Here is a 24,676-nt window from a genome sequence, read left to right on the forward strand (position 1 = left end):
TGGGTCCGGTGTCTGCCGGTCCCGGGGTAGCTGTCCGGAAACTGGCCCTCGCTCAATGTGCTCCGCCCGACCCGTGGTTGTCAAAGCCGGACTCGCAAATCTTGCGTTCACTCGACTCAACTCTTGGTTCGCGGGCTTTGTTCCTCGACCTGCGGACTTTCTGCCGAGGGACTCCGGAGCGGCGTCAGACGACCCTGCGGAGCTCGAAGGCCTGGCGCAGCTGCGTCACGTCGGCGGCCGGGGCGTGCTCTCGCGCCAGGACGTACGTCTCGTCGACCAGAGCGACCAGCGCGCGGACGGCATCGTGCGGGCCGGCGACGAGCAGCTGCCGGATGCGGGCGGCGAGACGGTCCGGCCGATGCGGCAGCAGCGACTCCTCCCAGTCGAGCCACTTGTGGAACGGGTGCGGCATCCACACCCGGTTCAGGCCGAACAGCGCGTCGAGCACGCCCTGCACGCCGTCGAGCAGGTCGCGGTGCAGCAGCAGCACGTCGTCGCGGGCCGCGAGCATCTCCAGCCGTTCGCGGCTGCGCAGGTCGAGGCCCTGCTCCACCATCGCCACCGCGAGCGCCTCGGGATAGTCGGCGCACCGCGCCCGCCACACCTCGATGACGCCCTGCCCGTGCAGCGGTATGCCGTCACGCAGGGCGGTCACGCGCACCTGCAGCTCCGCCTCGGTGTCGCCCGCGAGCGCCCGGTCGAGATAGGTGTCGATCGTGGAGGTGACGAAGCCGCTGACGTCGATCCTGACGCCGTCGACGAGCAGGCCGTCGGCCCACTCGTGCTCGTCCTCCTCGGCGTAGACCCGCTCGAAACCGGCTCCCTCGACGGCCGCCTCGCGGTCGGCCGAGGACGGCGGAGCCGTCCAGTAGACGTCGAGCTCGATGTCGGACGCCGCGTCGGCGAGGCCACGGGCCACCGACCCGCCGACGAGCGCTGCGGCGACACGGTCGTTGCCGGCATACGCCCGGACCGCCAGTCGTGCGATGTCGACCCGGCGAGCCACATCGTCGACCTGCTGGCCCGCCGTCATGACGAGACGGCCGCCGGGATGCGCACGCTGGAGACGGTCGTGAGCACGGGGTGCGCGTCGTCGCCGTCGCGCACCTCGCCGCCGCGCCAGACGATCGAGAGGTCGCGCCCCTGGACGGTCAGCTCGGCGAGGCAGTTGTCGAACCACGGGCCGTCGGTGACGCGCCACGGGTAGGCGGGGTCGGGCACGTGCTTCGAGTGGCCGGCGACGAACCGCATCGGCCGCACCAGGCCGCGCGCGAAGAGCGACATCATGACGCGCACGCCTCGCGGCATCGGGTTGCGGATCGGTGAGCAGACCGCCTGCACGATGCGCGAGCGGGCGCCGTGGCGCGACCTCGCGTCGACGACCTCGGCCACATAGGAGTTGTGGACGTCGCCCGACAAGAAGACGACGGTGGCCGGCGGCTTCCCCCGCTCCCCGCGCGCCACCTGCATCACCGACTCGAAGACCTCGACGAAGCCGTCGTTGAAGGCCGCCCAGTGCTCGAGATCGATCGACTGGCGGGCCTTCTCGGCGCCCTGGGCGATGAGGCGGCCGTGCGTGCCCATGGCGAGCACCTCGTCGATCGCCTCGAAGTCGTGCAGGCCCGGCGGCAGCATGAAGGGCAGCGACGTGCCGATGAGCAGGTGCTCGACGTCGCCGGTGAGCTGCTCGTCGAGCCACCGCATCTCGTCGGGGTCGAGCATCGACCGGTGGTGCGGCTCGAGCACGCGCGCGGCGCGGGAGTCGACGACGACGAGGCGGCTGTCGCCGAGGTCACGGCGGAAGCTCCACCGGTAGACCTCCGGGTGCCGGTCGGAGCGACGGGCGAGGTCGAAGACGGCGTCGGTGAGGTCGAGCTCGGAGCTGCCGTCGACCCAGCTCGCTTCTGCCGCAAGCACCTTCGCGTAGATCTCGTCGTCGGCGAGCTGAGCCGGCGACAGGTTGCCGATGTGCTGGTAGACCCAGTACGACGAGAGACCGCCCATGAGCCGCTCGTGCCACCAGGCCGTCCGGTTGATCTCCTGGTGCCACGTCCACGACGTGTTCCAGTCGTCACGGATGTCGTGGTCGTCGAAGATCATGCAGCTCGGCACCGTGGACAGCAGCCAGCGGTTGGCGTCGTCGTTCCAGGCGAGCCAGTAGAGGTGGGCGTACTCCTCGTAGTCCTTGATCTCCTCGCCCGGGGGCGCCTCGATGTCGCGGCGGCGGGCGATGAACTCGCGCATCGCCTCGGACGTCTCGTCGGCGTAGACCTGGTCGCCGAGGAAGGCCACGAGGTCGGGCCACTCCTCCTCGCCCCGGGACAGGGCGAGGGCGAGCGTGCGCAGCGCGTCGACGCCGTTGGTGCGGTGCCCCTCCCGGTCGTGCGGCACCGTGGTGCGGCACGACCCGAAGAGCAGGCGGGTCGGCCGCGACCGGTCGATCGTGCTGATGCGGGACCGCGGGAAGGGGCTGTCGGCCTCGGGCCAGGCGAGCACGCCGTCGACCGTCACGGTGTAGTCCCAGCTGCCGCCCGGCTCCAGGCCGTCGACGACGACGAGCGCGTAGTGGTGCCCCTTGACCGAGAAGGTCGGGGCGCTCCACGAGCGGCCGTCGGCCTCCACGGCCACGCGCGCGGGCCCCGGAGTCTCGACCCACACCGTCGCCTCGGTCTCGCCGACGTAGCGCAGCATGGGTCCGAGGACGAGCAGGCTGGTCGGGTCGGGTCGCGAGGGCTCGTCGGTCATGCCCCAGACTTACTCCACCGCGGCGTCACTCGGGGACGAAAGCGCTGTGAGAACTCTGTGGCTCAGCGCGCGCCGCCCAGGTGCGCCTCGAGGAAGGCGAGCGTGCGCTGCCACGCGTCGGCGGCCACCTCCGCGTTGTACCTCGACGGCGAGTCGTCGTTGAAGAAGGCGTGACCGACCCCGTGGTAGACGCGTGCCGTGAAGTCCACGCCGGCGTCCGCCATGCGACCCTCGAGCTCGGGAACGCCGTCGGTGATCCCGTGGTCCTCCTCGCCGTAGAAGGCGAGGACGGGGCAGGCGATCGTCGCGGGGTCGGCGTGGTCGGGGAACGTGCCGTAGAAGGGGACCGCCGCCCGCAGCCGGGCGTCCGCGGCCGCGAGGGCGAACGCGTACGTGCCCCCGAAGCAGAAGCCCACCACGGCGACCCGACCCTCGACCCCCGGCTCCTCCACCAGCGAGTCGACGACCGCCGTCAGGGCCGGGACGGCCCACGCCGCGAACTCCGGCTGGCGCGCCGGTGTCGTCGCCGCCCGCAGGTCGGGCTGGGCCGCGAGCCGCTGCTCCTCGGTGCCTCGCGACACGAGGTCGAAGAGGCGGGAGCCGACGTCGGGCGTGAGTCCGACGTGACGCAGCAGGTCGGGCGCCACCGCGACGTAGCCCTGCGCCGCGAAACGGTCGGTGACGTCCCTGACGTGGTCGGTCAGGCCCCAGATCTCCTGGATGACGACGACGGCCCCGCGGGCCTGGCCCGGCGGGTCGGCGCGGTAGGCGGTGAGGTCGTGCTCGGGGAAGTCGGTCATCGTGCCCATGGGACAGTCCTACTCCCTGCTCCGCGAAGGCGGGCCCGGCCGGCGGCAGCGAGAATCGGGACGTGACCGACGATGCGCACCCCGAAGCCGCCCTCGACGCGGCCCTCGACAGGTGGCTCGCGGCGTGGCTCGGTGCGGTCGAGCGACGCACGACGCCCTCCGGCGCCGAGATCGCCTTTGCCGCCGAGGCGGTCGCCAAGGTGCACCATCGCCGGACCCGCGCCGCCGAGCTCGCCCAGCGCCTCCGTGCGGTCGCCGAGCCCGGGCCGGCCCCGTGCTGGGTGCAGCCCGTCGAGGCGATTCCCCGCACCACTCCCGACGACCGGCTCGTCACGCTGTGGCCGCGGGTCGAGGTGCTCACCGAGGACGCGCCGGAGCACCCGTGGGCCGACGCGGGGCGGCTGCTCGCCCGCCTGCACCGGACGCCCGTCGAGTCCCCGGTGCTCAGCGCTCTCCCACCACAGGGCGGCCCGGCCCGTGTGAGCCGCGCCCTCGACCGGGCGCGTCGGCTGGACCACCCTGCTCGCTCGATGCTCGCCGGCCTCGGCAGGCGGCTCGTGGGCGAGCTGACCGGCTCGTCGTCGGCCCCGCAGCACGTCGTGCACGGCGACTGGCACCTCGGCCAGCTCGCGGTGGGCACGGACCTACTGCGCCTGCTCGACGTCGACGACCTCGGTCTGGGCGACCCGGCGTGGGATCTCGCCCGACCTGCCGGCTTCTGGGCCGCCGGGGCGCTCGACGACGCGTCGTGGGAGACGTTCCTCGACGCGTACCGCGACGCCGGTGGACCCGCGGTCGCGAGGGCCGGCGACCCGTGGCGCGTCCTCGACCTGCCGGCTCGCTGCGCCGTGTTCGTCGCGGCCGTGCGCACGGCGACCGTCCAGCCGGCTCACAGCGAAGACCCAGCCCACTCCCTGTTGGAAGCGTGCGCCCGGATGTGAGGATGGCCCCATGAGCCAGCAACCGCCGCCCTTCCCCCACCAGGACCAGACCGGCGCCGCCTACCAGCCGCAGGGCTTCGTCTGCCCCAAGTGCCGGGGCACCATGCGCACCTACGACCGCAACGGCGTGCACGTCGAGCAGTGCGACCAGTGCCGGGGCCTCTTCCTCGACTTCGGCGAGTTCGAGCACCTCAGCCAGCTCGAGAGCCGGTTCGCGGCGCAGCCGCCGCCCCAGCAGTACGGCGGCCCGGCCTGGGGCAACCGGGGCGGCAAGCACTACCGCAAGAAGGGCATGGCGGGACTCTTCTTCTCCAGCTGACGCGGAGGGTGTGAGGATGGCGCCGTGCCCGACCAGCCCGCTGCCGTCGCCGAGCCTGTCACGAGGGCGATCGCCCACGTCACGAGGCTCGCGACCGGGCCGGCGCTGAGCCCCGACCTGCGGGTCACCCTCAACTTCCACCCGGACCGGCTCGTCGAGGACTCGTCCGTGCTCGCGGCGATGGCGCGCGACGGCGTCTACCGCTCCCAGTTCGAGACCGGCACGAGCAACGGCGGGCTCACGGCCCACCCGGGCGGTGACCGCTGGACGTGGGAGAGCCGCATCTTCGGCGGCGCCTACGACGACGCGGACGGCTCGCTGCGACCGAAGTACGGGGCGCTCGACCGGCACCGCTCCCCCGTCGGCGCGGCGCCGCGATTCGGCTCCGCGCACGTGCGCCTCGCGCCGCACACCCTCGCGGTCACGACCTTCTGCTTCCCCGACAGCGTGTTCCGTCCCGAGCACTTCGGGGTGGCGGCTGCGTACGCGTTGAGCGAGCTCGCCGACGACCGCCCGGCACTCTTCCCGGGCGAGAGCGAGCCCGACCCGCTCGACGACTACGTGGAGGCCCATGTGCACGGGGTCGTCGACCTCGCGTCCGACGTCGAGGCTCTCGTGCTCGACCCGTCGTTCCGGGGCACCGAGGTCGAGGACGACGCGCAGGCGTGGGACCGTCTCGGCGTCCCCGTCGAGTGGCACGACGGGTGGGTGCTGCCCGTCGAGGAGCTGCGCGCGCACCCCGACTACCGCGGGCCCGAGTTCGTCGAGCTGGGCGAGGCCGTCGCGGTCGACGGGGTGCTGACGCCCCGCATCGTCGGCGACGCGGTGCGCACCGGCCGGCACGACCCGCAGCACCTCAAGCGGGTCTGGCACCTCGTCGCGAGGTTCGGACGGTCGTCACGACCGTCGTGACCGAGGGTGTGCGCGGCGTCGACGAGAACCCGAAACGGCACGGCGGGTCGACCGGCGCCAGCGCCCCGAGCGGCGAGCCCTCGAGACTGCCCGCCATCCCCACCACCCGGTGCAGGTCGGTCGCGCCGTAGAACTCCCGCCGTCCCTCGAGGGCCGTGCCGCGCGTGCGCACGCCGCGCAGGGCGACGCGTGCCACCGGGTCGACCACCGTGGCCCACGCGGGACTCGCGGCGACGCGGAAGGGCACAGCACGCAGCAGCCGGCCCAACGGCATACGCCCGCCGACCGTCAGGTCGAGCGTCAGCGACGGGGAGCGCACCTGCCACTGCCCTGCGACCCGCGTCACCTCGAAAGGCTCCAGGCGCACCTCGTCGAACGCGTACGTCGACTCGATGAACGCGGCGACGTCGGCCGTCGGCGCGAGCAGCAGACGGTGGCCGTCGGCCCGCTCGACCATCGCGTCGCCGAAGGAACCGAGGGGCGTGCGGTCCCACGACCCGACGACGACGCGCACGCCGGAGGTCGAGCCGATGCCGGCGATGCGGCCGTGGAAACGGTGGACGCTCACTCGACCCGGTTCACCGTCTCGTCGACGCCCTCGACGATCTTCGAGTAGTCGTCGGTCGGCGAGCCGCCGAGCACCGACCCCCACGCCGGCACGAGCTCGGCGCCGTAGCGGTGGCCGTAGCCGTCGGGTGGGTCGTGCCCGACGGCCATGTCGGTGGTCAGCTGCCAGAACGTGACGAAGGGGATCCACGTGACGTCGGGGTTGACGTCGCGCCCCCGCGGCTCGCGCAGCCAGTCGGGCTCGGCGCCGAGCAGGGCCGGGTTCCACCAGACGACGGGGTCGGACGGGTGCTGCGCGTAGACGAAGCGGGGGAAGTCCCACGTGCCGTAGTCGCGGCCGTAGTAGTCGTGGGTCAGCTGGTCGCCGCTCGCGGCGAACCGGATGTGGCGGCCGTCGTCGACGACCGGCACGATCTCGGGCGAGCCCTCGTTGCGTCGCGCCGTGAGCGACTCGGCGATGGCGGTGAAGCTCGGGGTGCCCACCCAGACGCCGCCCTGCGCCCGGGCCATCATGTCGTCGGCATCGGCGAACGCGGCCTGGCCGCCGTAGGCACCCAGCGACTCACCGCCGACGACGAGCTGCGGGCGCTCGTCCTCGGGCAGCGCCCGCCACACGGCATACACCTTGTCGAAGAGCGCCTTGCCCGCCTCGCGGGGGGTGCCGCGGTCGGTCATGATCGACATCGCGCTCGGCAGGTAGGAGTACTGCATCGCGGCGATGGCGCTGTCGCCGTCGGCGAGGTACTCGACCGACTGCGCCGACCAGTCGTCGACCCAGCCCGTGCCCGTCGTCGTGAACACGGCCAGCACCCGGCGCTGGAAGGCGTTGGTCCGCTTCAGCTCGGCCACGACCGCGTCGGCCACGTCGGCCACGGTGCGGTCGCTCGTGCGGCCCGCGTAGACGCGGATCGGGTCGATGGCGCCGCGCCCGGTCGCCCGCGAGATCTCCGACGCCGTCGGCGCGCTCGTGACGAACATCTGGCCCTGGTAGCCGAGCGTGTCGTAGCGCTCGAACGAGCCGACGCTGCCCGACAGCAGCGGCGAGGTCGGCGCCGACCGGCCGCTCGGCGAGCTCGAGTTCACCTGGGCGGCGACGCCGGCGAACGCCTGCATGCCCCGGTGGAACAGCACGCTGTCGGTCACCCAGGCCGTGGTGAGCGCGACGACGACGACGGCGATGACGCTGGCCAGCGCCCGGGGCAGCACCTGGCCCGCCGCCTCGGCCAGGTGGTGCGTCGCGCTGCGCAGGCCCCGCGCGATGGCGAGGAACACCACGGAGATGACGGTGGCGAGCGCGAGGGCGAGAGCCCAGTCGACGGGGTCGAGCGGGGCCAGCCGCACGACGGCCGCGGTGCGGGCCTGTGCGCGCACGTTGGCGACGGTGAGGCCGAGCACGGCCACCCCGCCGAAGACCGGGGCCGCGACGAGCAGCCAGTGCCGGGCCTCGCCACTGACCATGACGCGCAGGTCGATGAGCCGCGCGACCGTGCGCACCACCCATGCCACGCAGACCCCGAGGGCGTAGCCGGCGACCGCGCAGAGACCGCTGATGAGGCCCTGGTAGTACCACGTGCGCGGCAGCAGGCTCGGCGACATGGACGTGAGGAAGTACGCCGCACCGAAGAACAGACCGGTGCGCGACAGGTGCCACCACGGGCGCCCGGCGCGCGCCGGTGCGCGCGGACCGGACCCCAGGGACATGCCTCAACAGTAGGTGGGGGCGGGTGCCGCGCGCCTCCGGTTTGCCCCCTACGGGAACACCCCGGCCGTGCCGGGCAGGATGGGGACATGCGCCACCCCGACGAACGGACCACGACGTTCACCCGCGACGGCCTCACCTTCGACGTCACCGACACGGGTCCGCTCGGGGGCGAGGTCGTGGTGCTGCTGCACGGCTTCCCGACCGACCGGTCGAGCTGGGACCGCGTCGCCCGACGCCTGCACGAGGTGGGCCTGCGCACCCTCGCCCCCGACCAGCGGGGCTACTCGCCCGGGGCCAGCCCGAGCGGGCTCGACGCGTACCGCCTCGACGAGCTCGTGGCCGACGTGCTGGCCCTCGTCGACGCGTCGGGGCGCGAGCGGGTGCACCTCGTCGGGCACGACTGGGGCGGCGCACTCGCGTGGCTGGTCGCGGCGAACCACCCGCATCGCATCGCCTCCCTCACCGTCCTGTCGACGCCCCACCCGGCCGCGATGGGCCGCGCCTGGCGCCGCGGCCTCGAGCAGAAGCGCATGTCCTGGTACATGGCCGCGTTCCAGGTGCCGTGGGCGCCGGAGCGGGCCCTCGCCGCGAGCTTCCACTCCGTGCTGACGCGCACCGGGCTGCCCGCCGAGGACCGCACGAGGTATGCCGCCCGGCTGGCCCGTCCCGACGCGCTCGCCGGGCCGATCAACTGGTACCGCGCCGCCCGCCGCTCGCACGTGCGGGCGCACCGCGTGGAGGTGCCGACGACCTACGTCTGGGGCAGCCGCGACCCGTTCCTGGGGCGCACCGCCGCCGAGCTGACCCGCGAGCACGTGACGGGCGACTACGAGTTCGTCGAGCTCGACGCCGGGCACTGGCTGCCCGAGACCCACGACGACCGGGTGGCATCGGCCATCGTGCGCCGCATCACGCGCGATGCAGGGAACACCGACGCGCGCCGGTAGGTTTCACGTCCGTGAAGATCGACATCTGGTCCGACATCGTGTGCCCGTTCTGCTACCTCGGCAAGCGGCGCCTCGAGGCCGCCGTCGCGCAGTTCGAGCACGCCGACGAGCTGGAGATCCAGTGGCACAGCTTCGAGCTGGACCGCGGGGCCGAGGCGGTGTCGGACGTGCCGCTCGTCGACCTCGTCGCCGCCAAGTACGGCACGAGCCGCGAGCAGGCCGTCGCGCAGCACGAGTCGATGGCGGCTGCCGCCACCGAGCTGGGGCTCGAGTTCAACTGGCAAGGGGCCCGCTACGGCAACACCTTCGACGCCCACCGGGTCGTGCACCTGGCGGCCGACCGGGGCCTTGCCGACGCCGCCCACGAGCGGCTCATGCGGGCCTACTTCACCGAGGGCCTCGCCGTCGGCGACCGCGAGACCCTCGTCGGTCTCGCCACCGACATCGGGCTCGAGGCCGAGGTCGTGCGCGAGATGCTCGACTCCGACGACTACGGCAACCACGTGCGCAGCGACGAGGCCACCGCGAAGATGCTCGGCATCGAGTCGGTGCCGTTCTTCGTGCTCGACCGCAAGTACGGCGTCTCGGGCGCGCAGCCGGTGGAGGTCTTCACCCAGGCGCTCGAGACCGCCTGGTCGACCCGGCACGAGGTGCCCGAGCCGGTGGCCGCCGGCGGCGGCTGCGGCGGCGGCTGCGGCGCCGGGGGCTGCGGCGGCGTCTGCGGCGCCTGACCCCGACACCCCGTCCTGCCCCAAGCCTCCCGTGACGCCCCCGGACGCGTAAGGTACCGGTCGCCGGTCGACGAAAGGCGCTCATGGGCAGGCACAACGACCCCGCGGACCGTGGTTCGCGGCGCGCGGTCGTGCTGACGCTCGTCGCCTCGGCACTGCTCGTGCTGGGCGGCGTGGCGGTGCTGCGCTCGGCGGGCGACCTGCGGCTGGGTCACGCCGGGCCGACCGGCCGCACCGGACAGGCCACGCCGTCGGCCACCAGCACCATCGGCGAGACGGAGGAGCCCGACCCGGCGTCCGCCACCCCCACGCCGACGGCCGGGTCCACACCCGCGACGCCCACCCCCGACGCGTCCACGTGGCCGGCCACGTCCTCGCCTCCCACCCCGCGCGACGACGTGGCCCGTGCCGTCGTGACCATCGTCAACGCCGAGCGCGCCCGGGCCGGGTGCGCGCCGGTCACGTCCCACGCAGCGCTCACCCGGGCCGCCCAGGACCACAGCGAGGACATGGCCGCCCGGGGCTACTTCTCGCACACGAGCCCCGACGGGCGCACCTTCGGGCAGCGCATCCGGGCGGCGGGCTGGGCAGGCGGCGCGGTCGCCGAGAACATCGCGGCGGGCCAGGCGAGCGCCGCCGCCGTCATGAAGGACTGGATGGGCAGCGCGGGCCACCGCGCGAACATCCTCGACTGCACCTACCGCACCATCGGCGTCGGCTACGCGACGGGCGGCCGCTACGGCACGTACTGGACCCAGGCGTTCGGGGCGTGAGCCTCCCCTAGGTTGGGGGCATGCAGCCGTGGCACTCGCAGGACCGGCACGTCGTCCGCCTCGACTGGGGTCCCACGGCCGCCGAGGGGCTGACCACGTATGCCGTCGCCGCCGGTTCGCCCGTGTGCGCCGTCGTCGTCGACGTGCTGAGCTTCACGACCTGCGTGTCGGTCGCGGTGGACGCCGACACCGCCGTGCACCCGTACCCGTGGAAGGACGACTCGGCCGAGGCGTTCGCCGCAGAGCGCGGCGCGACCCTCGCGGTGCCGCGCAGCCGGTCACGGGACGGGGGCGGGGTGAGCCTGTCGCCGTCGTCGATCCGGGCGGCCGGCCCCCTGCAGGACCTCGTGCTCCCCTCTCCCAACGGCTCGACGATCGCCGCCCGCCTGGCCGGGGCGGGCGCGCAGGTCGTGGCCGCGTCGCTGCGAAACCGCTCTGCGGTCGCGGCGTGGCTCGTCGACTGGCTCGACTCGACGGTCGGGTCGGGCGCGAGGCCCGCCGTGGTCGTGGTGCCCGCCGGGGAGCGGTGGCCCGACGACTCGCTGCGGCCCGCCGTCGAGGACCTCTGGGGCGCGGGCTCGGTCGTCACCGCCCTCGCCGCGCGCCTCGAGCACCGCGCAGGGCCGCTCCTGCTCAGCCCGGAGGCCGAGGCCGCGGGCACCTCGTGGCTCGCGGTCGAGGACCGCCTGGACGAGTCCCTCGCGGCCTGCGCCAGCGGGCGCGAGCTCGTCGAGCAGGGCTGGCCCGACGACGTCGCCGTCGCCGCAGAGCTCGACTCCTCCGAGGGGGTGCCGCTCCTCGCCGAGGGCGCGTTCACGGCATACGGCCGCTGACGCTCCTCGACAGCCCGGCGGCGGCCTACTGCCCGATCGCCGTCCAGAAGGCCGAGGCCGCGCGGGACGGCCGGCCGGTGCGACGCTCGGACCAGTCCGCCGACGTCATGAGCGCGGTCACGGCGTTGACGCCGATCCAACGCAGCGGCTCGGGCTCCCAGTCGCGCGACGTTCGCCCGGCCCACGGAAGCGTCGCGAGGCCCTCGGGGTCGTCGCCGCGGATCATCGCCGCGAGGGTGCGGCCCGCGAGCGCCGACGTGGCGACGCCGTCGCCGACGTAGCCGCCCGCGAAGGCGAGACCGGTGTGCCGGTCGTGGCGCACCGATGGGAACCAGTCGCGGGGGACGCCCAGGTTGCCGCCCCACGAGTGGGTGAAGGTGACGCCGTCGAGCACCGGGAAGAGCTCGACGAGGATCCGCCGCAGGCTCGCGTGCACGCGCTCGTCGCGGTCGTAGAGCGGCGACACCTTGGAGGCGTAGTGGTACGGGGCGCCCCGCCCGCCGAAGGCGATGCGGCCGTCGCGGGTGCGCTGCCCGTAGATCGTCAGGTGCCGGTTGTCGGCGAAGGTGGTGCGGTTCTCGAGGCCGATCTGCTCCCACACGTGGTCGGGCAGCGGCTCGGTCGCCGTCATGAGGGAGTAGATCGGGGCGATGGCGCGGCGACGTCCGGCGACGGTCGGGGTGTAGCCCTCGGTGGCGAGCACGACGTGCTCCGCGCGCACCGTGCCGTGGGGGGTGACGACCCGGTGGCTGCGCACGTCGACCGCGTTGGTGCGCTCGTGGACGACCACGCCACGACGCTCGACGGCGTCGGCGAGCCCACGCACGAGCCGGGCGGGGTGGATCGCGGCGCAGTGCGGCGTGAACGCGCCGCCCAGCGCGTCGGTCACCGCCGCGACCTCGGTGACCTCGTGCGCGTCGAGGAGCCGGTGGTCGTCCTCGCCGAAGCCCCAGGCCCGGTGGTCGGCGGCCTCCTCGCGGAGGCGTTCGAGCTGGGCCGGGTTGCGGGCCACGGACAGGTAGCCGCCCTGGTCGAAGTGGCAGTCGATGCCCTCGGCGGCGGTCACCCGCCCGATCTCGGCGACGGTCTCGTGGAGCCGGTGCTGCATCCGCACCGCCGCGTCTCGGCCGCGCTCGGCCGCCATCCGCTTGAGCGAGGCGGGGAAGAGGGCCGAGCACCAGCCGCCGTTGCGGCCCGAGGCCCCGAAACCGGCGACCTCCTTCTCGAGCACGGCGACGCGGATCGTCGGGTCGGCCGAGACGAGGTGGTATGCCGTCCAGAGCCCGGTGTAGCCGGCGCCCACGATCGCGACGTCGACCTCGGTGTCAGAGGCGAGCGACGGGCGGGGCTCGATGTCGTCGATCGTGTCGTGCCAGAGGCTGAGTCCCCGGTAGCCGCTCGTGGTCCTGGAGGGCGGCGGCACGGCGGGAGGCATGGCGGGATCATGCCATCTCGGGACACCTCCGCAAGGTCTTCGATCCTGTGGATTTTGACTTGAATCCCCTTCCAAGACCTACGGATTCCGCAGTGGCCGCCGAGGCTGCCGGCCCTTCCGTCGGAGCGCCGTCGCGGGCAGGATGCGCACATGAGCACCGTGGACCGCACCCGCCTGGCCGAGCTGCACGCGCGGGAGCGCCAGGCGTTCATCGAGGCCCGCCCGCGGTCCCGCGCCCTCGCCGAGCAGGCCCTCGCCCACATGCCGGGCGGCGTGCCGATGAGCTGGATGGTCAAGTGGCCGGGCGACTTCCCGGTCTTCGTCGCCGAGGCGGCCGGTGCCCACTTCACGTGCGTCGACGGCATCGACCACGTCGACCTCTGCCTCGGCGACACCGGCGCGATGATGGGGCACTCGCCGGGGCCGACCGTGGACGCGGTGACGCGCCAGCTCGGGCGTGGCATCACCACCATGCTCCCCACCGAGGACGCCATCGCGGTCTCCACCGGCCTGGCGCAGCGCTTCGGGCTGCCGTTCTGGCAGTTCACGCTGACGGCCACCGACGCCAACCGGCACGCGATCCGCTACGCCCGCCACCTCACGGGCCGCAGCAAGGTCGTCGTGCACAACTGGTGCTACCACGGGTCGGTCGACGAGGCCTTCGCGACGCTCGGCCCGGACGGCGCGACCACCAACCGGCCCGGCAACATCGGGGCGCCCGTGCCCACCTCGGAGACGACCCGCGTCGTCGAGTTCAACGACCTCGACGCGCTCGAGCAGGCCCTCGCCCACGGTGACGTCGCCGCCGTCCTCGTCGAGCCTGCCCTCACCAACATCGGCATCGTGCTGCCCGACCCCGGCTACAACGAGGGCGTGCGCGAGCTCGCGACGCGCTACGGCGCCCTGCTCGTCAACGACGAGACCCACACCATCTGCGCCGGGCCCGGCGGCTACACCGGCGTGCACGGCCTCGAGCCCGACCTGCTCGTCATCGGCAAGTCGATCGGGGGCGGCATCCCCTGCGGCACCTTCGGTTTCAGTCAGGAGATCGCCGTCCGCATCGCGACCTCCGTCGAGCTCGAGGAGATCGACGTGGGCGGCATCGGAGGCACGCTCGCCGGCAACGGCCTCTCGATGGCGGCGATGAAGGCGACGCTCGAGCAGGTCATGACGCCGGAGGCCTTCGCCCACATGGTGCCGCTCGCCGACGCCTGGGCCGACGGCGTGCAGGCCGGCATCGACGCCGTCGGCGCGGACTGGCACGTGACCCGGCTCGGGGCACGCGCCGAGTACAACTTCTCGAAGACACCCTCGCGCAACGGCACCGAGGCGCACGACGCCGACGACTTCGACCTCCAGCAGTACCTCCACCTCTACGCGCTCAACCGCGGCATCCTGCTCACGCCCTTCCACAACATGGCGCTGATGAGCCCCGCCACCACGGCTGCCGACGTCGACGCCCACACCGAGATGTTCCACGCGTGCCTCGAGGAGCTCTTCGCCTAGGGGCCTCCCGGCTGGTCCCAGGGCCGCTCGCCGCGGCCCCGCAGCGCGGCCACCAGGGCCGGGAGGGCGCCTGCGGCCGTCTCGCGCCACACCACGTGGGCGACGTCGGACACGTCGGTCTCGAACGGGTTGAGCTCGACGACGAAGGCGCCCGCGCCGCGGGCGAGGACGGGCAGCCCGGCGGCCGGGTGCACGATCCCCGAGGTGCCCACGACGAGCACGAGGTCGGCCTCCTCCACGAGGGCGACGGACTGCTCCCACGCCTCGAGCGGCAGCAGCTCGCCGAACCAGACGACGCCCGGCCGCACCAGGCCGCCGCAGTGCGCGCACGTGGGCGGGTCGACGCGCTCGACCGGCTGCTCGGGCACGTCCACCACCCCCGCGTATGCCGTCTCGCACCGTCCGCACCGGAAGCTCGTCAGCGACCCGTGCAGGTGCACGACGTCGCGGCTGCCGGCGCGCTCGTGCAGGTCGTCGACGTTCTGGGTCACGACGCGCACCTGCGTCAGCCCGGCCCAGGCAGCGACCGCGCGATGGCCGGCGTTGGGCTCCACGCGCGCGACGGCGCCGAAGCGCGAGAGGTACCAGGCCCACACGAAGGCCGGGTCGCGCTCCCAGGCCTCGGGCGTCGCGAGGTCCTCGGCGGCATACCGCTCCCACAGGCCCGTCTGGGCGTCGCGGAAGGTCGGCACCCCGCTCTCGGCCGACATGCCCGCGCCGGTGACGACGACGACGCGTCGCGCGGCGACGGCCGCCTCGAGGAGCGCCTCCGGAACCAGCATGCGGACAGGCTCGCACGTCTGCGGCGGGGCAGGCCCCGCGAACGCGTCACGTCGGTAGCGTTGCCGCCAACGTCCCTCCGAACGCAGGAGCCCCGATGAGCGGCACGACACCCGAGACGGCACGGCAGCGACGGCGTACGAAGGTCGGCATCGTCGGGGCGGGAGCGGTGGGGGCCACCCTCGCCTACGCGACCCTGATGCGCGGCGCGGCCCAGACGGTCGCCCTCTTCGACGTCAACGCTGCCAAGGTGCACGCCGAGGCGCTCGACCTCAGCCACGGCATCCAGTTCGTGCCGATGGCCCACGTCGACGGCTCCGACGACATCGAGGTCCTCGCCGACTCCGACGTCATCGTGTTCACCGCCGGCGCCAAGCAGAAGCCGGGACAGTCACGGCTCGACCTCGCCGAGTCGACGATCGGCATCGTCCGCTCCATCCTGCCGCGGCTCGTCGAGGTCGCCCCGGACGCCGTGCACGTCATGGTGACCAACCCGGTCGACGTCGTCACGTATGCCGCCCTGCGGGTCTCGGGTCTCTCTCCCGAGCGGCTCTTCGGGTCGGGCACGGTGCTCGACTCGTCCCGACTGCGCTTCCTGCTCGCCGAGCACACCCAGGTCGCGGCCCAGAGCATCCACGCGTACGTCGTCGGCGAGCACGGCGACTCGGAGCTGCCGCTCTGGTCGTCGGCGTCCATCGGGTCGGTGCCGCTGCTCAAGTGGCGCGCCGCCGACGGCACCGCAGCGCTCGACGCCGGGACCCGCAGCCGCATCGCCACCGACGTCGTCGAGTCCGCCTACCGCGTCATCGAGGGCAAGGGCGCCACGAACTACGCGATCGGCCTCGCCGCCGCCCGCATCATCGAGGCCGTGCTCAACGACGAGCGCCGCATCCTGCCCGTGTCGTCGTTGCTCGAGGACTACTACGACATCAGCGACGTGTGCCTGTCGGTGCCGGCGATCGTGCACGCCGGTGGGGTCGGCGAGCGCATCGAGGTGCCGATGACCGACGAGGAGCTGACCGGCCTGCGGGCCTCGGCCGACGCGGTGCGGGCGACGGCGCGGCGTTTCGGCTTCTGACGGCTCCGGCGGGCGAACGACCACCCGGAGCATGATGGGGCTGTGAGCCCCACCGCCGCCCCCGACCCCGACGGGACATCCGCCGGGGCAACCAAGGCGACGATCGAGGCGGCGGGCCCCCGGGACGACACCCAGACCCGCACCACCTACCACCACGGCGACCTGCGTCGCGCCCTGCTCGAGGCCGGCACCGACCTGGCCCGCGAGGGCGGACCCGACAAGGTGGTGCTGCGCGAGGCGACCCGGCGCGTCGGCGTCTCGGCCAACGCCGCCTACCGCCACTTCGCCGACCGCGACGCGCTGCTCGGCGAGGTCGTCTCGCGCGCCCAGGCCCGGGCCGCCGACGTCATCAGCGCGGCCATGGACGCCGTGCCGTCCGACCTCGAGCAGGGCCCGCGGGCGCGGGCACGCTTCCGGGCGGTCGGCGTGGGCTACCTGCGGTTCGCGATGGACGAGCCCGGCCTCTTCCGCACCGCGTTCGCAGTGCCGGTCGACCTCTCCCGGGCGGCCTCGACCGACGCTGCCGGGGCCGACGGTCTCACGCCGTTCCAGCTGCTCTCGACGGCCCTCGACGCCATGGTCGAGGCGAGCGTCATGTCGCCGGACCACCGCCCGGGCGCCGAGCTGCTGGCCTGGTCGGCCGTCCACGGCATGGCGATGCTCGCCCTCGAGGGCCCCCTGCGCGACCTCCCGCGCGGGGCCGTCGACGAGCTCGCGCCCCGTCTCGTGCGCATGGTCGACCTCGGGCTCGGGCTGTCCGACGGGGGCGGCGACGTCGACGACGGCGGTGCCTAGGCTGGCCGGGTGACCAGCCACACCACCGGCGACCGCTCCGCCCTGCACGAGCTCGACCGCGACACCGCGGCCTTCTACCGGCGGCTCGGCCCCGGTCTCTACGCCCCGACCGTCCACGTCCAGGGCGCCTGGCGCGACGACGAGCAGCACATGGCCCCGGTCAGCGGCATCCTCGCCCACGAGATCGACCTGCACGAGCCCCGCGAGGGCATGCAGCTCGCCCGCATCTCGTTCGACATCCTCGGGAAGATCCCCTCCCGACCCAGCCGCGTCGAGGTGCGCACCTCCCGGCCCGGCCGCACCATCGAGCTCGTCGAGGCGACGATGCTCGTCGACGACCGCGCCGTCGTGCGCGCCCACGCCTGGCGGCTCGCGGCCCACGACTCCGAGCCCGTCGCAGGTGTCGAGCTCGAGACGATCCCGGGTCCCGACGAGCTCGACCCCTGGTCGGGCAGCGACACGTGGGACGGCGGCTACATCGAGGGCCTCGAGTTCCGGGTGGCCCCCGACCGCCGACCGGGTCGCACGATCGCCTGGATCCGGGCCCTGAACCCGCTCGTCGACGGCGAGACCTGCTCTCCCACAGCCGATCTCGTGCGACTCGCCGACACCGCCAACGGCATCGCGGTGCGTGTCTCGCCGCGCGAGTGGATGTTCCCGAACGTCGACCTCGCCGTCCACCTCTTCCGCGAGCCCGTACGCGGCTGGGTCGGCTTCGACACCCGCGTGACGATGGGGCCGACCGGCCTCGGACTCACCTCGACCACGCTGCACGACGAGCAGGGACCGGTGGGCCGCGCCGAGCAGATCCTCACCGTGCGCCGACTTCCCGCAACCTGACGCCACGGCGCCTCCGAGGTCGGCCCGGGCACGCGACAACCTTCTGCCGTCCGGGCGCGTCTGGAAGGTGAAGGCACAGCGCGCCAAACGGGCATGTGCCTGCCACAATGAAGGGCGCGATCGCGCCGACACACACGCCGCAGCGCGGTCAGAGACCAGGGGACACCATGAGGACGATCCGCATGGACAGCAAGCGCACCACGAACGCCGTCGCAGCCGCCCTCGCGGTCGTCGCCCTCACGGTGGCTGCACCCACCGCGCGCGCCGACGACGCCACGGGCACGCCGACACCGACCGAGACCACGAGCACGAGCACCGCGCCCACGACGAGCACCGCGCCCACGACTAGTGCGGCGCCGGCCACCACCACGCCGACGACCACCACGCCGACGACCACCACGCCGACGACCACCACGCCCCCGACCAGCCCCGTGGTCCTCAGGTCCGGTGAGACCGGCTGGGCAGTGCGGGACCTGCAGTCTCGCCTGTTGGTGCTCGGCCGCTCGTCGGGGGCCATCGACGGCGTGTACGACGCAGGTGTTGCGTCGGCGGTTGCCGGCTTCCTCGCACGCAACTCCCTCGCCGGTGACGGCTCGGTACTGACCCAGGCCGCCCGCGATCTGCTCATCAGCCAGACGGCTTCCGCATTGATCGCCCGCCCGGGCACCGACACTTCCGTCTCGCGCGATGCCCAGGTCCGGCTGCGCACCGTGAGGTCCACGTACTGGACGTACGCCCTCTCCACCTACTACGGGACCACGCTCGGGGCCCGTCTCCTCGCGTTTCAGCGCGACCAGAACCTGCCCCAGTCTGGAGCCCTCGACACGCGAACGTGGTCACGGCTCGTCGCCCTCACCGCCACGCCCACCCTGATGAAACTGGGCCAGACCGGCTTCACCGTCAACAACGCCCAGTCCCGCCTCAAGATCGTCAAGGCCGCCTACTGGCCCTATGCGTACTCGAGGTACTTCAACGCCGCCCTCCGCGCCAAGCTGCTGACCTTCCAGCGTGACCAGGCGCTGCCGCAGTCGGGGGTCATCGACACGCGCACCTGGGGCCGACTCGTCAAGCTCACGGCCACTCCCGTCGTGCTCCGGCCGACCACCCCGGCGGCGAACATCCGCGAGCTGCAGCGCCGGCTCGGGGCGAAGGGGCTGTGGCCGTACTCCTTCTCGGGAACCTACGGCACGACCCTGTCGACGAAGGTGCTCACCTTCCAGCGCGTCCAGAACCTGCCGCAGTCAGGCGTCGTCGACAGCCGCACCTGGGCCCGTCTGCGTGCCGTGACGTACGTGCCGGGGACCTTCGACAAGCACCGGTACTACGCCGGGCTGCGACCGGTGATGCCGACGGCCGCCTCGCTCGACAGCCGGTGCCGCACCGGTCGGGTCATGTGCGTCGACAAGGCCACCCGCACGCTGACGTGGGTCGTCGACGGCAAGCCCCTCATGGTCATGTGGGCCCGCTTCGGCCGTCCCGGCCTCGAGACGCGCGAGGGCACCTTCCGGGTGTCGCGCAAGTACGAGTACGTCATCTCGAACCTCTACTTCACGCCGATGCCCTACTCGATGTTCTTCTCCGGCGGCCAGGCCGTGCACTACTCGTCGAACTTCGCCCGGCTCGGCTACGCCACCGCCAGCCACGGCTGCGTCAACATCGCCGACATGGTCCAGATCAAGTCGCTCTTCTTCAAGGTGCGCGTCGGCGACAAGGTCGTCGTGCACCACTGACGGTGAGCAAGCTCGGTCAGGCCGAACGAGCCCCACGTCGGGGAGGATCGTGACGTGAGCGCCGCCACCGACACCTTCGCCGCCTGGCTGGACGTGCTCGTCGACACCCTCGACGAGCCCGGCCTGACGGGCGAGGAGGTCGCGGCGCGGCTGCACCTGTCGCGCTTCCACCTCGACCGCGTCGTCAGCGCGGCGGCGGGCGAGGCGCCCGGGGCGCTGCGCCGCCGTGTGCTCCTCGAGCGCGCCGCCTTCCGGCTCGCGGCGAGCCGGAGGCCGGTTCTCGACGTCGCGGTCGAGGCCGGCTACGGCTCGCACGAGGCGTTCACGCGGGCCTTCGGTCGCGCGTACGGCCGGGCGCCGAGCGCGTGGCGCGAGCAGCCCGGGCCGATCCACGTCGAGGCGGCCAACGGCATCCACTTCCACCCGCCGGCCGGCATACGCCTCCCGGCCCAGCGAAGGGTCACCGCCATGGACCTCGTCCAGCAGATGGTCGAGCACCACGTCTGGCTCGTCGGCGAGATCATCGACGGCGCCGCCCAGCTGACCGACGCGCAGCTCGACGAGCCGATCGTGCTGTCGGTGGAGGACGACCCCGACCCATCGACGCTGCGGCGCGTCATCAGCCGGCTCGTCGGACAGCTGGCGATGTGGAACGCGACGATGGCGAGCCGCGAGTACGACTTCTCGGTCGAGGTCGACGAGTCGCTCACCTCGGCACGGCGCCGCCTCGCCGAGGCCGCGCCGGTGTTCGTCGCCCACGTGCGCGACGCCGTCGAGAAGGGCCAGCTCGACGACGTGTTCGTCGACGCAGCGAGCGACCCGCCGTACGTCTGCAGCTACGGCACGATGGTCGCGCACGTGCTGACGTTCGCCGCGCACCGGCGCACGCTCGCCGTGCTCGCGCTCGACAAGCACGGCGTCGGCCGGCTCGGCTGGGGCGACCCCATCGAGTGGATCGACGCCGAGGTGCGGGCGACCTGAGCGCCGCGACCTGTCACTCGACGGTAGCGGTCACCTTCGTGCCGAGCTCGACGGTGCGGCTGACGGTGCACCACTCGTCGTGCGAGCGCTTGACGAGCTTGGGCAGCATCTCGCGGGCCGCGTCGCCGCCGTCGCCCTCGGGGAAACGCACCCGGAAGCTGACGTTGATGTCCTGCAGATGGTTGCCGTGCTCGTCCTTGACCTTGTCGGCCGTCACGACCACCTCGAAGCTGTCGGGCTCGGCACGCCGGGACGTCACGGTGTCGACGTCGACCGCCGTGCACGCCGCGATGCCGGCGAGGAGCAGCTCGACCGGCGACAGCTCGTCGGTGCCCGAGCTCGTCGTGATCGAGCCGCCGCGCCGGTTGCGGGCGGTGTAGCGGCCCTGGCTGTCGCGGGTCAGGGTGATCTGGCGCAGGTCGTCGGAGCTCATGGGGTGCAGCCTTCCAGAGAGGGGCGGGCAGGGGCGGGCAGGGTCGGACGGTGTCGGACGGTGTCAGACGGTGTCAGAGCCACGCGTCGGCGAGCAGCTCGTAGGAGCGCAGCCGGGCCTCGTGATCGTGGGCGCCGCACGTGACGATCAGCTCGTCCACGCCCGTCGCCTCGACGAAGCCGGTGAGCCCCTCGCGCACCTGGTCGGCCGTGCCGATGACCGAGACACGCGTCATGTCCGAGACGGCCTGGCGCTCGGCGGGCGACCACGACGCCATGAGCCCCGCGATGTCGCCGCTGGGTTCGGGCAGCGCCGTGCGCCGGCCGGTGACGATGCCGTGGAAACGCTGGAGCACGCTCGTGAAGAGCCGCTCGGCCTCCTCGGACGTGTCGGCGACCATGACGTTGACTCCGGCCATGGTGCGCGGGGCGTCGAGCCCGCCCGGTTCCGTCGAGGGCGTGAACCGCGAACGGTAGACCTCGAGGGCGCTCATCAGCGCGGCCGGGGCGAAGTGCGAAGCGAACGAGTAGGGCAGGCCGAGGGCGGCGGCCACCTGCGCGCCGCCGTGGCTCGACCCGAGGATCCAGACCGGCACGCGCGTGCCCTCACCGGGAATCGCGCGCACCTTGGCGTCCGGGTCCGGGTCGCCGAGGTAGCCGATGAGCTCCTCGACCTCGCCGGCGAAGTTCATCGCCGCGGCCTCGTTGCGGCGCAGGGCACGCGTCGTGAACGGGTCGGTGCCGGGGGCACGACCGAGCCCGAGGTCGATGCGTCCCGGGTGGATCGTCGCGAGGGTGCCGAACTGCTCGGCGACGACGTACGGCGCGTGGTTGGGCAGCATGATGCCGCCGGCGCCGACCCGGATCGTCTCGGTGTGGTCGGCGACGTGCCCGATGAGCACGGCGGTCGAGCTCGACGCCACACCGCGCATGTTGTGGTGCTCGGCCATCCAGTAGCGCTGGTAGCCCCACTTCTCGGCGTGCCTGGCGATGTCGACGGTCGAGGCGATCGCGTCGGTCGCGGTGCCGCCGTCGACGACGGGCACGAGGTCGAGGATGTTCAGCTGGGCTCTGGCAGGACTCACGTGGGTGCCAACCGAGGCGGTGGGCGACGTGTTCCCGACCGGTGGGTCGACCCCGGCGGTCGCCCGCCTGACCGTCACGGCAGCTTCAGCTGGGCGACCTGGTCGTCGTAGTCAGGGCAGAACGCCTGGACGCCCGCTGCCATGAGCTGCTTCGTGCGGAGCGCGTCACCGGTGTTGGCGAGCGGCTTCGAGGCGTCGTCGACGGCGATCTCGCGCAGCTGGACGCCCCCGTTGCGCAACGCCCAGCACGTCGTGGTGCCGGTCTCGATGTCGTCGGCGACGCTGGCGCCGGTCACCGAGACGCCGAGCTTCTCGGCAGCGAGGACGAACTGCGCCTCCTCGGCCGAGATCGAGGGCCGCGCGCTGGCGACGTCGGAGGGGACGTCGTCGATCGTGGGGTCGGACCCGCCGCAGGCCGCCAGGGCGCCGGTGACGAGCAGGGCCCCCGCGACACCGGCGACGCGAGCCCGGAGCGCGCGACGCGAGGCGACGGCATACGGGGGCGGCGCGAAGGCTCTGGTCAGGGCATCCATCGTTAGGCTGAACGCGTGAGCGACACCGATCGTCCCCACGACACCGGCTCGGCGCAGCTCGCCTCGCAGGCACCGCTGGCCCGAGGCGCGGTGCTCGTCTCGCTGTCGGGGGCGGTGTTCGGGTTCGTGTTCCTCCCGCAGCTGCTCGGACTGGCGCTGGCCGGGCTCAGCCTCGCGCGCCGCGAGCCGCACGGTCGCCGGCCGGCGGTCCTGGCAGCCGCCCTCGCCGTCGCGTTCACCGTCGCGTGGGCCGTCGTGCTGGGCCTGTTGTTCAAGTGGTGGGCCACGTCCCGCTGAGCCCTACTGCGAGTACGTCGAGAGGAACTTCTCGAGGCGGCCGACGGCGTCCTCGAGGTCCTCGACGCGCGGCAGGAAGACGAGCCGGAAGTGGTCGGGAGTCGGCCAGTTGAAGCCGGTCCCCTGCACGACGAGCATCTTCTGGTCGCGCAGCAGGTCGAGGGCGAAGCGCTCGTCGTCCTGGATGTCGTGGACCTTGGGGTCGAGCCGCGGGAAGAGGTAGAGGGCGCCCTGCGGCTTGGTCACCGAGACGCCGCGGATCTGGTTGAGCATCTCCCACGCGACGTTGCGCTGCTCGAGGAGGCGCCCGCCGGGCAGGATGAGCTCGTTGATCGACTGGTAGCCGCCGAGGGCGACCTGGATGGCGTGCTGCGCAGGCACGTTGGCGCACAGGCGCATGTTGGCGAGGATGTCGAGGCCCTCGAGGTAATTGCGCGCGTGCTCCTTCGGGCCGGTGATGGCGAGCCAGCCGGAGCGGAAGCCGGCGACCCGGTAGGCCTTCGACAGTCCGTTGAAGGTGAGGCACAGCAGGTCGGGGGCGAGCGCCGCCATCGACGTGTGGGTGGCGCCGTCGTAGAGGATCTTGTCGTAGATCTCGTCGGCCATGATGATCATCTCGTGCTCTCGCGCCACCTGGGCGATGCCCTCGAGCACCTCGCGCGGGTAGACGGCACCGGTGGGGTTGTTCGGGTTGATCACGACGATGGCGCGGGTGCGGTCGGTGACCTTGCTGCGGATGTCGTCGAGGTCGGGCGCCCAGTCGGCCTGCTCGTCGCAGACGTAGTGCACGGGGGTGCCGCCGGCAAGGCTCGCGGCCGCCGTCCAGAGCGGGTAGTCGGGTGCGGGGATGAGCACCTCGTCGCCGTTGTCGAGCAGCCCCTGCATGGCCATGACGATGAGCTCGCTGACGCCGTTGCCGAGGTAGATGTCCTCGACGCCCACCGGCGGGAACTCGCGCACCTCGTAGTGCTGCTTGACCGCCCGCCGCGCCGACAGGATGCCCTTGCTGTCGCTGTAGCCCTGCGCGGTCGGCAGCTCCTGGATGACGTCGACGAGGATGTCCTCGGGCGCCTCGAAGCCGAACGGGGCGGGGTTGCCGATGTTGAGCTTGAGGATGCGGTGCCCCTCCTCCTCGAGCCGCTTGGCCTCGGCGAGCACGGGACCCCGGATCTCGTAGCAGACGTTCTGCAGCTTCTTGCTCTGGGTCACCTTGCGCATGGGTCCAAGCGTCGCACTCCCGTATGCCGTCGACCGCGCAATTCCCAGCATGTGGCCCGCCGCTTCGGTGACGTCCGCCTCAGGTGTCACGGGAGCCGCCGGCGTCAGCGCAGCAGGCAGCCGAAGGCGGAGGCCGGGCTCGTGGCCGTGAGCGAGTCGACGAGCGAGGCACCGTCCTTCGCCGCCACGTCGATGTTGATCTCGTGTCCGGCGAGGGTCCGGGTGAGCCGGGCGTAGGCGGCCGGGGTCGCGGGAGCCTGGGTCCACCCCAGCTGCGTGAGGGCACCGACGAGCTCCGCGGCCTGCGGGCCCGTCGACGGCGGGTACGTGCGAGTGACCCGACCCTCCGTGGCGTCCCGGCAGGGCGGGATCTCGCTGTGCCCCAGAGGGGGCAGGCTGCGGTCGAGCACCTCGATCTCGTGCGCCACCGCCTGCCACGCCGCGACGTCGTCGCCGTGCAGCCGTGCCGACCACGCCCAGGCGACGACAGCGAGCAGGGCGAGCAGCACGACGACGAAGGCGATGGCGAACGGACTGGTCCGCCGGCCCGCCTGGGACGGCGACGGGCGGTCGGCCGGGCTCGTCCGCGTGGGTCGCGCGCGGTCGGACCGGGCCTCGTCGACGAAGCCGGAGTCACTCACCGGGACAGTGTGGGACACGACCCGGCGTGGCGGGAGCGGCGACGGC

26 protein-coding genes are annotated in these 24,676 nt (G+C 73.0%); 14 read left to right on the forward strand and 12 right to left on the reverse strand.

Annotation, left to right across the window (positions count from 1 at the left end):
* Positions 1-184: 184 nt before the first annotated feature.
* From ACXR8F_RS18425 to ACXR8F_RS18435, 3 genes are all read right to left on the reverse strand, one after another.
* Positions 185-1,033, reverse strand: a complete 849-nt coding sequence (locus tag ACXR8F_RS18425) for a hypothetical protein (protein ID WP_458802706.1) — start codon at positions 1,031-1,033, stop codon at positions 185-187.
* On the reverse strand, positions 1,030-2,745 hold the full coding sequence (locus ACXR8F_RS18430) for an alkaline phosphatase D family protein (protein WP_458802708.1): 1,716 nt from the start codon (positions 2,743-2,745) through the stop codon (positions 1,030-1,032). Before ACXR8F_RS18430 ends, ACXR8F_RS18425 begins: the two co-directional genes overlap by 4 nt.
* Before the next feature lie 62 nt (positions 2,746-2,807).
* On the reverse strand, positions 2,808-3,554 hold the full coding sequence (locus ACXR8F_RS18435) for a dienelactone hydrolase family protein (protein WP_045191226.1): 747 nt from the start codon (positions 3,552-3,554) through the stop codon (positions 2,808-2,810).
* Positions 3,555-3,616: 62 nt separating this feature from the next.
* Between ACXR8F_RS18435 and ACXR8F_RS18440 the strand changes: the two genes are divergently transcribed.
* Genes ACXR8F_RS18440 through ACXR8F_RS18450 form a run of 3 tightly spaced genes read left to right on the forward strand, consistent with a single transcriptional unit; the run spans position 3,617 to position 5,726 of the window.
* Complete coding sequence (locus tag ACXR8F_RS18440; protein ID WP_458802711.1) at positions 3,617-4,495, forward strand: phosphotransferase; 879 nt, start codon at positions 3,617-3,619, stop codon at positions 4,493-4,495.
* A gap of 10 nt (positions 4,496-4,505) precedes the next feature.
* The gene (locus ACXR8F_RS18445; RefSeq protein ID WP_458802713.1) at positions 4,506-4,814 is read left to right on the forward strand and encodes a TFIIB-type zinc ribbon-containing protein; all 309 of its coding nucleotides are present in this window, start codon (positions 4,506-4,508) and stop codon (positions 4,812-4,814) included.
* Between the two features lie 24 nt (positions 4,815-4,838).
* The gene (locus ACXR8F_RS18450) at positions 4,839-5,726 is read left to right on the forward strand and encodes a DUF3626 domain-containing protein (RefSeq protein WP_045191225.1); all 888 of its coding nucleotides are present in this window, start codon (positions 4,839-4,841) and stop codon (positions 5,724-5,726) included.
* On the opposite strand, the gene ACXR8F_RS18455 is transcribed toward ACXR8F_RS18450, so the two are convergent.
* Together ACXR8F_RS18455 and ACXR8F_RS18460 are read right to left on the reverse strand one after the other, a co-directional pair.
* Positions 5,671-6,294 (reverse strand): hypothetical protein, encoded by a 624-nt coding sequence (locus ACXR8F_RS18455; RefSeq protein WP_458802714.1) that lies wholly within the window; start codon positions 6,292-6,294, stop codon positions 5,671-5,673. The two genes, ACXR8F_RS18450 and ACXR8F_RS18455, sit on opposite strands and share 56 nt — an antisense overlap.
* On the reverse strand, positions 6,291-7,994 hold the full coding sequence (locus tag ACXR8F_RS18460; protein ID WP_458802715.1) for an alpha/beta hydrolase: 1,704 nt from the start codon (positions 7,992-7,994) through the stop codon (positions 6,291-6,293). The genes ACXR8F_RS18455 and ACXR8F_RS18460 overlap by 4 nt, the downstream gene beginning before the upstream one ends.
* 87 nt (positions 7,995-8,081) lie before the next feature.
* Here ACXR8F_RS18460 and ACXR8F_RS18465 point away from each other — a divergent pair, with 87 nt between their 5' ends.
* The 4 genes from ACXR8F_RS18465 (at position 8,082) to ACXR8F_RS18480 (ending at position 11,279) form a co-directional block, all read left to right on the forward strand.
* Complete coding sequence (locus ACXR8F_RS18465; RefSeq protein ID WP_458802716.1) at positions 8,082-8,942, forward strand: alpha/beta fold hydrolase; 861 nt, start codon at positions 8,082-8,084, stop codon at positions 8,940-8,942.
* A gap of 11 nt (positions 8,943-8,953) precedes the next feature.
* Positions 8,954-9,673 carry a DsbA family oxidoreductase gene (locus tag ACXR8F_RS18470; protein WP_458802718.1) on the forward strand — a complete coding sequence of 240 codons (720 nt, stop codon included), beginning with the start codon at positions 8,954-8,956 and terminating at the stop codon, positions 9,671-9,673.
* An 83-nt stretch (positions 9,674-9,756) separates the two neighbouring features.
* The gene (locus ACXR8F_RS18475) at positions 9,757-10,446 is read left to right on the forward strand and encodes a CAP domain-containing protein (RefSeq protein ID WP_458802720.1); all 690 of its coding nucleotides are present in this window, start codon (positions 9,757-9,759) and stop codon (positions 10,444-10,446) included.
* A gap of 20 nt (positions 10,447-10,466) precedes the next feature.
* Positions 10,467-11,279, forward strand: a complete 813-nt coding sequence (locus ACXR8F_RS18480) for a 2-phosphosulfolactate phosphatase (protein ID WP_458802722.1) — start codon at positions 10,467-10,469, stop codon at positions 11,277-11,279.
* Between the two features lie 25 nt (positions 11,280-11,304).
* On the opposite strand, the gene ACXR8F_RS18485 is transcribed toward ACXR8F_RS18480, so the two are convergent.
* Positions 11,305-12,714 (reverse strand): FAD-dependent oxidoreductase, encoded by a 1,410-nt coding sequence (locus tag ACXR8F_RS18485; protein ID WP_045191220.1) that lies wholly within the window; start codon positions 12,712-12,714, stop codon positions 11,305-11,307.
* 150 nt (positions 12,715-12,864) lie between these two features.
* Between ACXR8F_RS18485 and ACXR8F_RS18490 the strand changes: the two genes are divergently transcribed.
* The gene (locus ACXR8F_RS18490; RefSeq protein ID WP_458802723.1) at positions 12,865-14,220 is read left to right on the forward strand and encodes an aspartate aminotransferase family protein; all 1,356 of its coding nucleotides are present in this window, start codon (positions 12,865-12,867) and stop codon (positions 14,218-14,220) included.
* Here the strand turns inward: ACXR8F_RS18490 and ACXR8F_RS18495 are convergent.
* A complete protein-coding gene (locus ACXR8F_RS18495; RefSeq protein ID WP_458802725.1) occupies positions 14,217-15,002 on the reverse strand; it encodes an SIR2 family NAD-dependent protein deacylase in 786 nt (261 codons plus the stop codon). The genes ACXR8F_RS18490 and ACXR8F_RS18495 overlap by 4 nt on opposite strands.
* 95 nt (positions 15,003-15,097) lie before the next feature.
* Here ACXR8F_RS18495 and ACXR8F_RS18500 point away from each other — a divergent pair, with 95 nt between their 5' ends.
* The 5 genes from ACXR8F_RS18500 (at position 15,098) to ACXR8F_RS18520 (ending at position 20,424) form a co-directional block, all read left to right on the forward strand.
* Positions 15,098-16,078 (forward strand): L-lactate dehydrogenase, encoded by a 981-nt coding sequence (locus tag ACXR8F_RS18500; RefSeq protein WP_458802727.1) that lies wholly within the window; start codon positions 15,098-15,100, stop codon positions 16,076-16,078.
* A 42-nt stretch (positions 16,079-16,120) separates the two neighbouring features.
* Positions 16,121-16,873, forward strand: a complete 753-nt coding sequence (locus tag ACXR8F_RS18505) for a TetR/AcrR family transcriptional regulator (protein ID WP_458802730.1) — start codon at positions 16,121-16,123, stop codon at positions 16,871-16,873.
* Positions 16,874-16,882: 9 nt separating this feature from the next.
* On the forward strand, positions 16,883-17,713 hold the full coding sequence (locus tag ACXR8F_RS18510; protein ID WP_458802733.1) for a thioesterase family protein: 831 nt from the start codon (positions 16,883-16,885) through the stop codon (positions 17,711-17,713).
* A 167-nt stretch (positions 17,714-17,880) separates the two neighbouring features.
* Entirely contained in the window at positions 17,881-19,443 is a 1,563-nt protein-coding gene (locus ACXR8F_RS18515) for a peptidoglycan-binding protein (RefSeq protein ID WP_458802735.1), read from the forward strand.
* 54 nt (positions 19,444-19,497) lie between these two features.
* Positions 19,498-20,424 (forward strand): helix-turn-helix transcriptional regulator, encoded by a 927-nt coding sequence (locus ACXR8F_RS18520; RefSeq protein WP_458802736.1) that lies wholly within the window; start codon positions 19,498-19,500, stop codon positions 20,422-20,424.
* 13 nt (positions 20,425-20,437) lie between these two features.
* On the opposite strand, the gene ACXR8F_RS18525 is transcribed toward ACXR8F_RS18520, so the two are convergent.
* The 3 genes from ACXR8F_RS18525 to ACXR8F_RS18535 all read right to left on the reverse strand — a co-directional run bounded on the left by ACXR8F_RS18525 (position 20,438) and on the right by ACXR8F_RS18535 (position 22,474).
* Entirely contained in the window at positions 20,438-20,857 is a 420-nt protein-coding gene (locus ACXR8F_RS18525) for an OsmC family protein (RefSeq protein ID WP_458802738.1), read from the reverse strand.
* 73 nt (positions 20,858-20,930) lie between these two features.
* Complete coding sequence (locus ACXR8F_RS18530; protein WP_458802740.1) at positions 20,931-21,941, reverse strand: LLM class flavin-dependent oxidoreductase; 1,011 nt, start codon at positions 21,939-21,941, stop codon at positions 20,931-20,933.
* A gap of 74 nt (positions 21,942-22,015) precedes the next feature.
* Positions 22,016-22,474 (reverse strand): hypothetical protein, encoded by a 459-nt coding sequence (locus ACXR8F_RS18535; protein ID WP_458802742.1) that lies wholly within the window; start codon positions 22,472-22,474, stop codon positions 22,016-22,018.
* A 15-nt stretch (positions 22,475-22,489) separates the two neighbouring features.
* On the opposite strand from ACXR8F_RS18535, the gene ACXR8F_RS18540 reads away from it, so the two are divergent.
* Positions 22,490-22,771, forward strand: coding sequence for a hypothetical protein (locus tag ACXR8F_RS18540; RefSeq protein ID WP_458802744.1), 282 nt, complete (start codon positions 22,490-22,492; stop codon positions 22,769-22,771).
* A 3-nt stretch (positions 22,772-22,774) separates the two neighbouring features.
* Here the strand turns inward: ACXR8F_RS18540 and ACXR8F_RS18545 are convergent, their stop codons facing one another.
* Together ACXR8F_RS18545 and ACXR8F_RS18550 are read right to left on the reverse strand one after the other, a co-directional pair.
* The gene (locus ACXR8F_RS18545; RefSeq protein WP_458802746.1) at positions 22,775-23,989 is read right to left on the reverse strand and encodes a pyridoxal phosphate-dependent aminotransferase; all 1,215 of its coding nucleotides are present in this window, start codon (positions 23,987-23,989) and stop codon (positions 22,775-22,777) included.
* A 104-nt stretch (positions 23,990-24,093) separates the two neighbouring features.
* On the reverse strand, positions 24,094-24,630 hold the full coding sequence (locus tag ACXR8F_RS18550; protein ID WP_458802748.1) for a hypothetical protein: 537 nt from the start codon (positions 24,628-24,630) through the stop codon (positions 24,094-24,096).
* Between the last annotated feature and the right edge of the window lie 46 nt (positions 24,631-24,676).

The organism is Terrabacter sp. AAH1 (genome assembly GCF_054456855.1).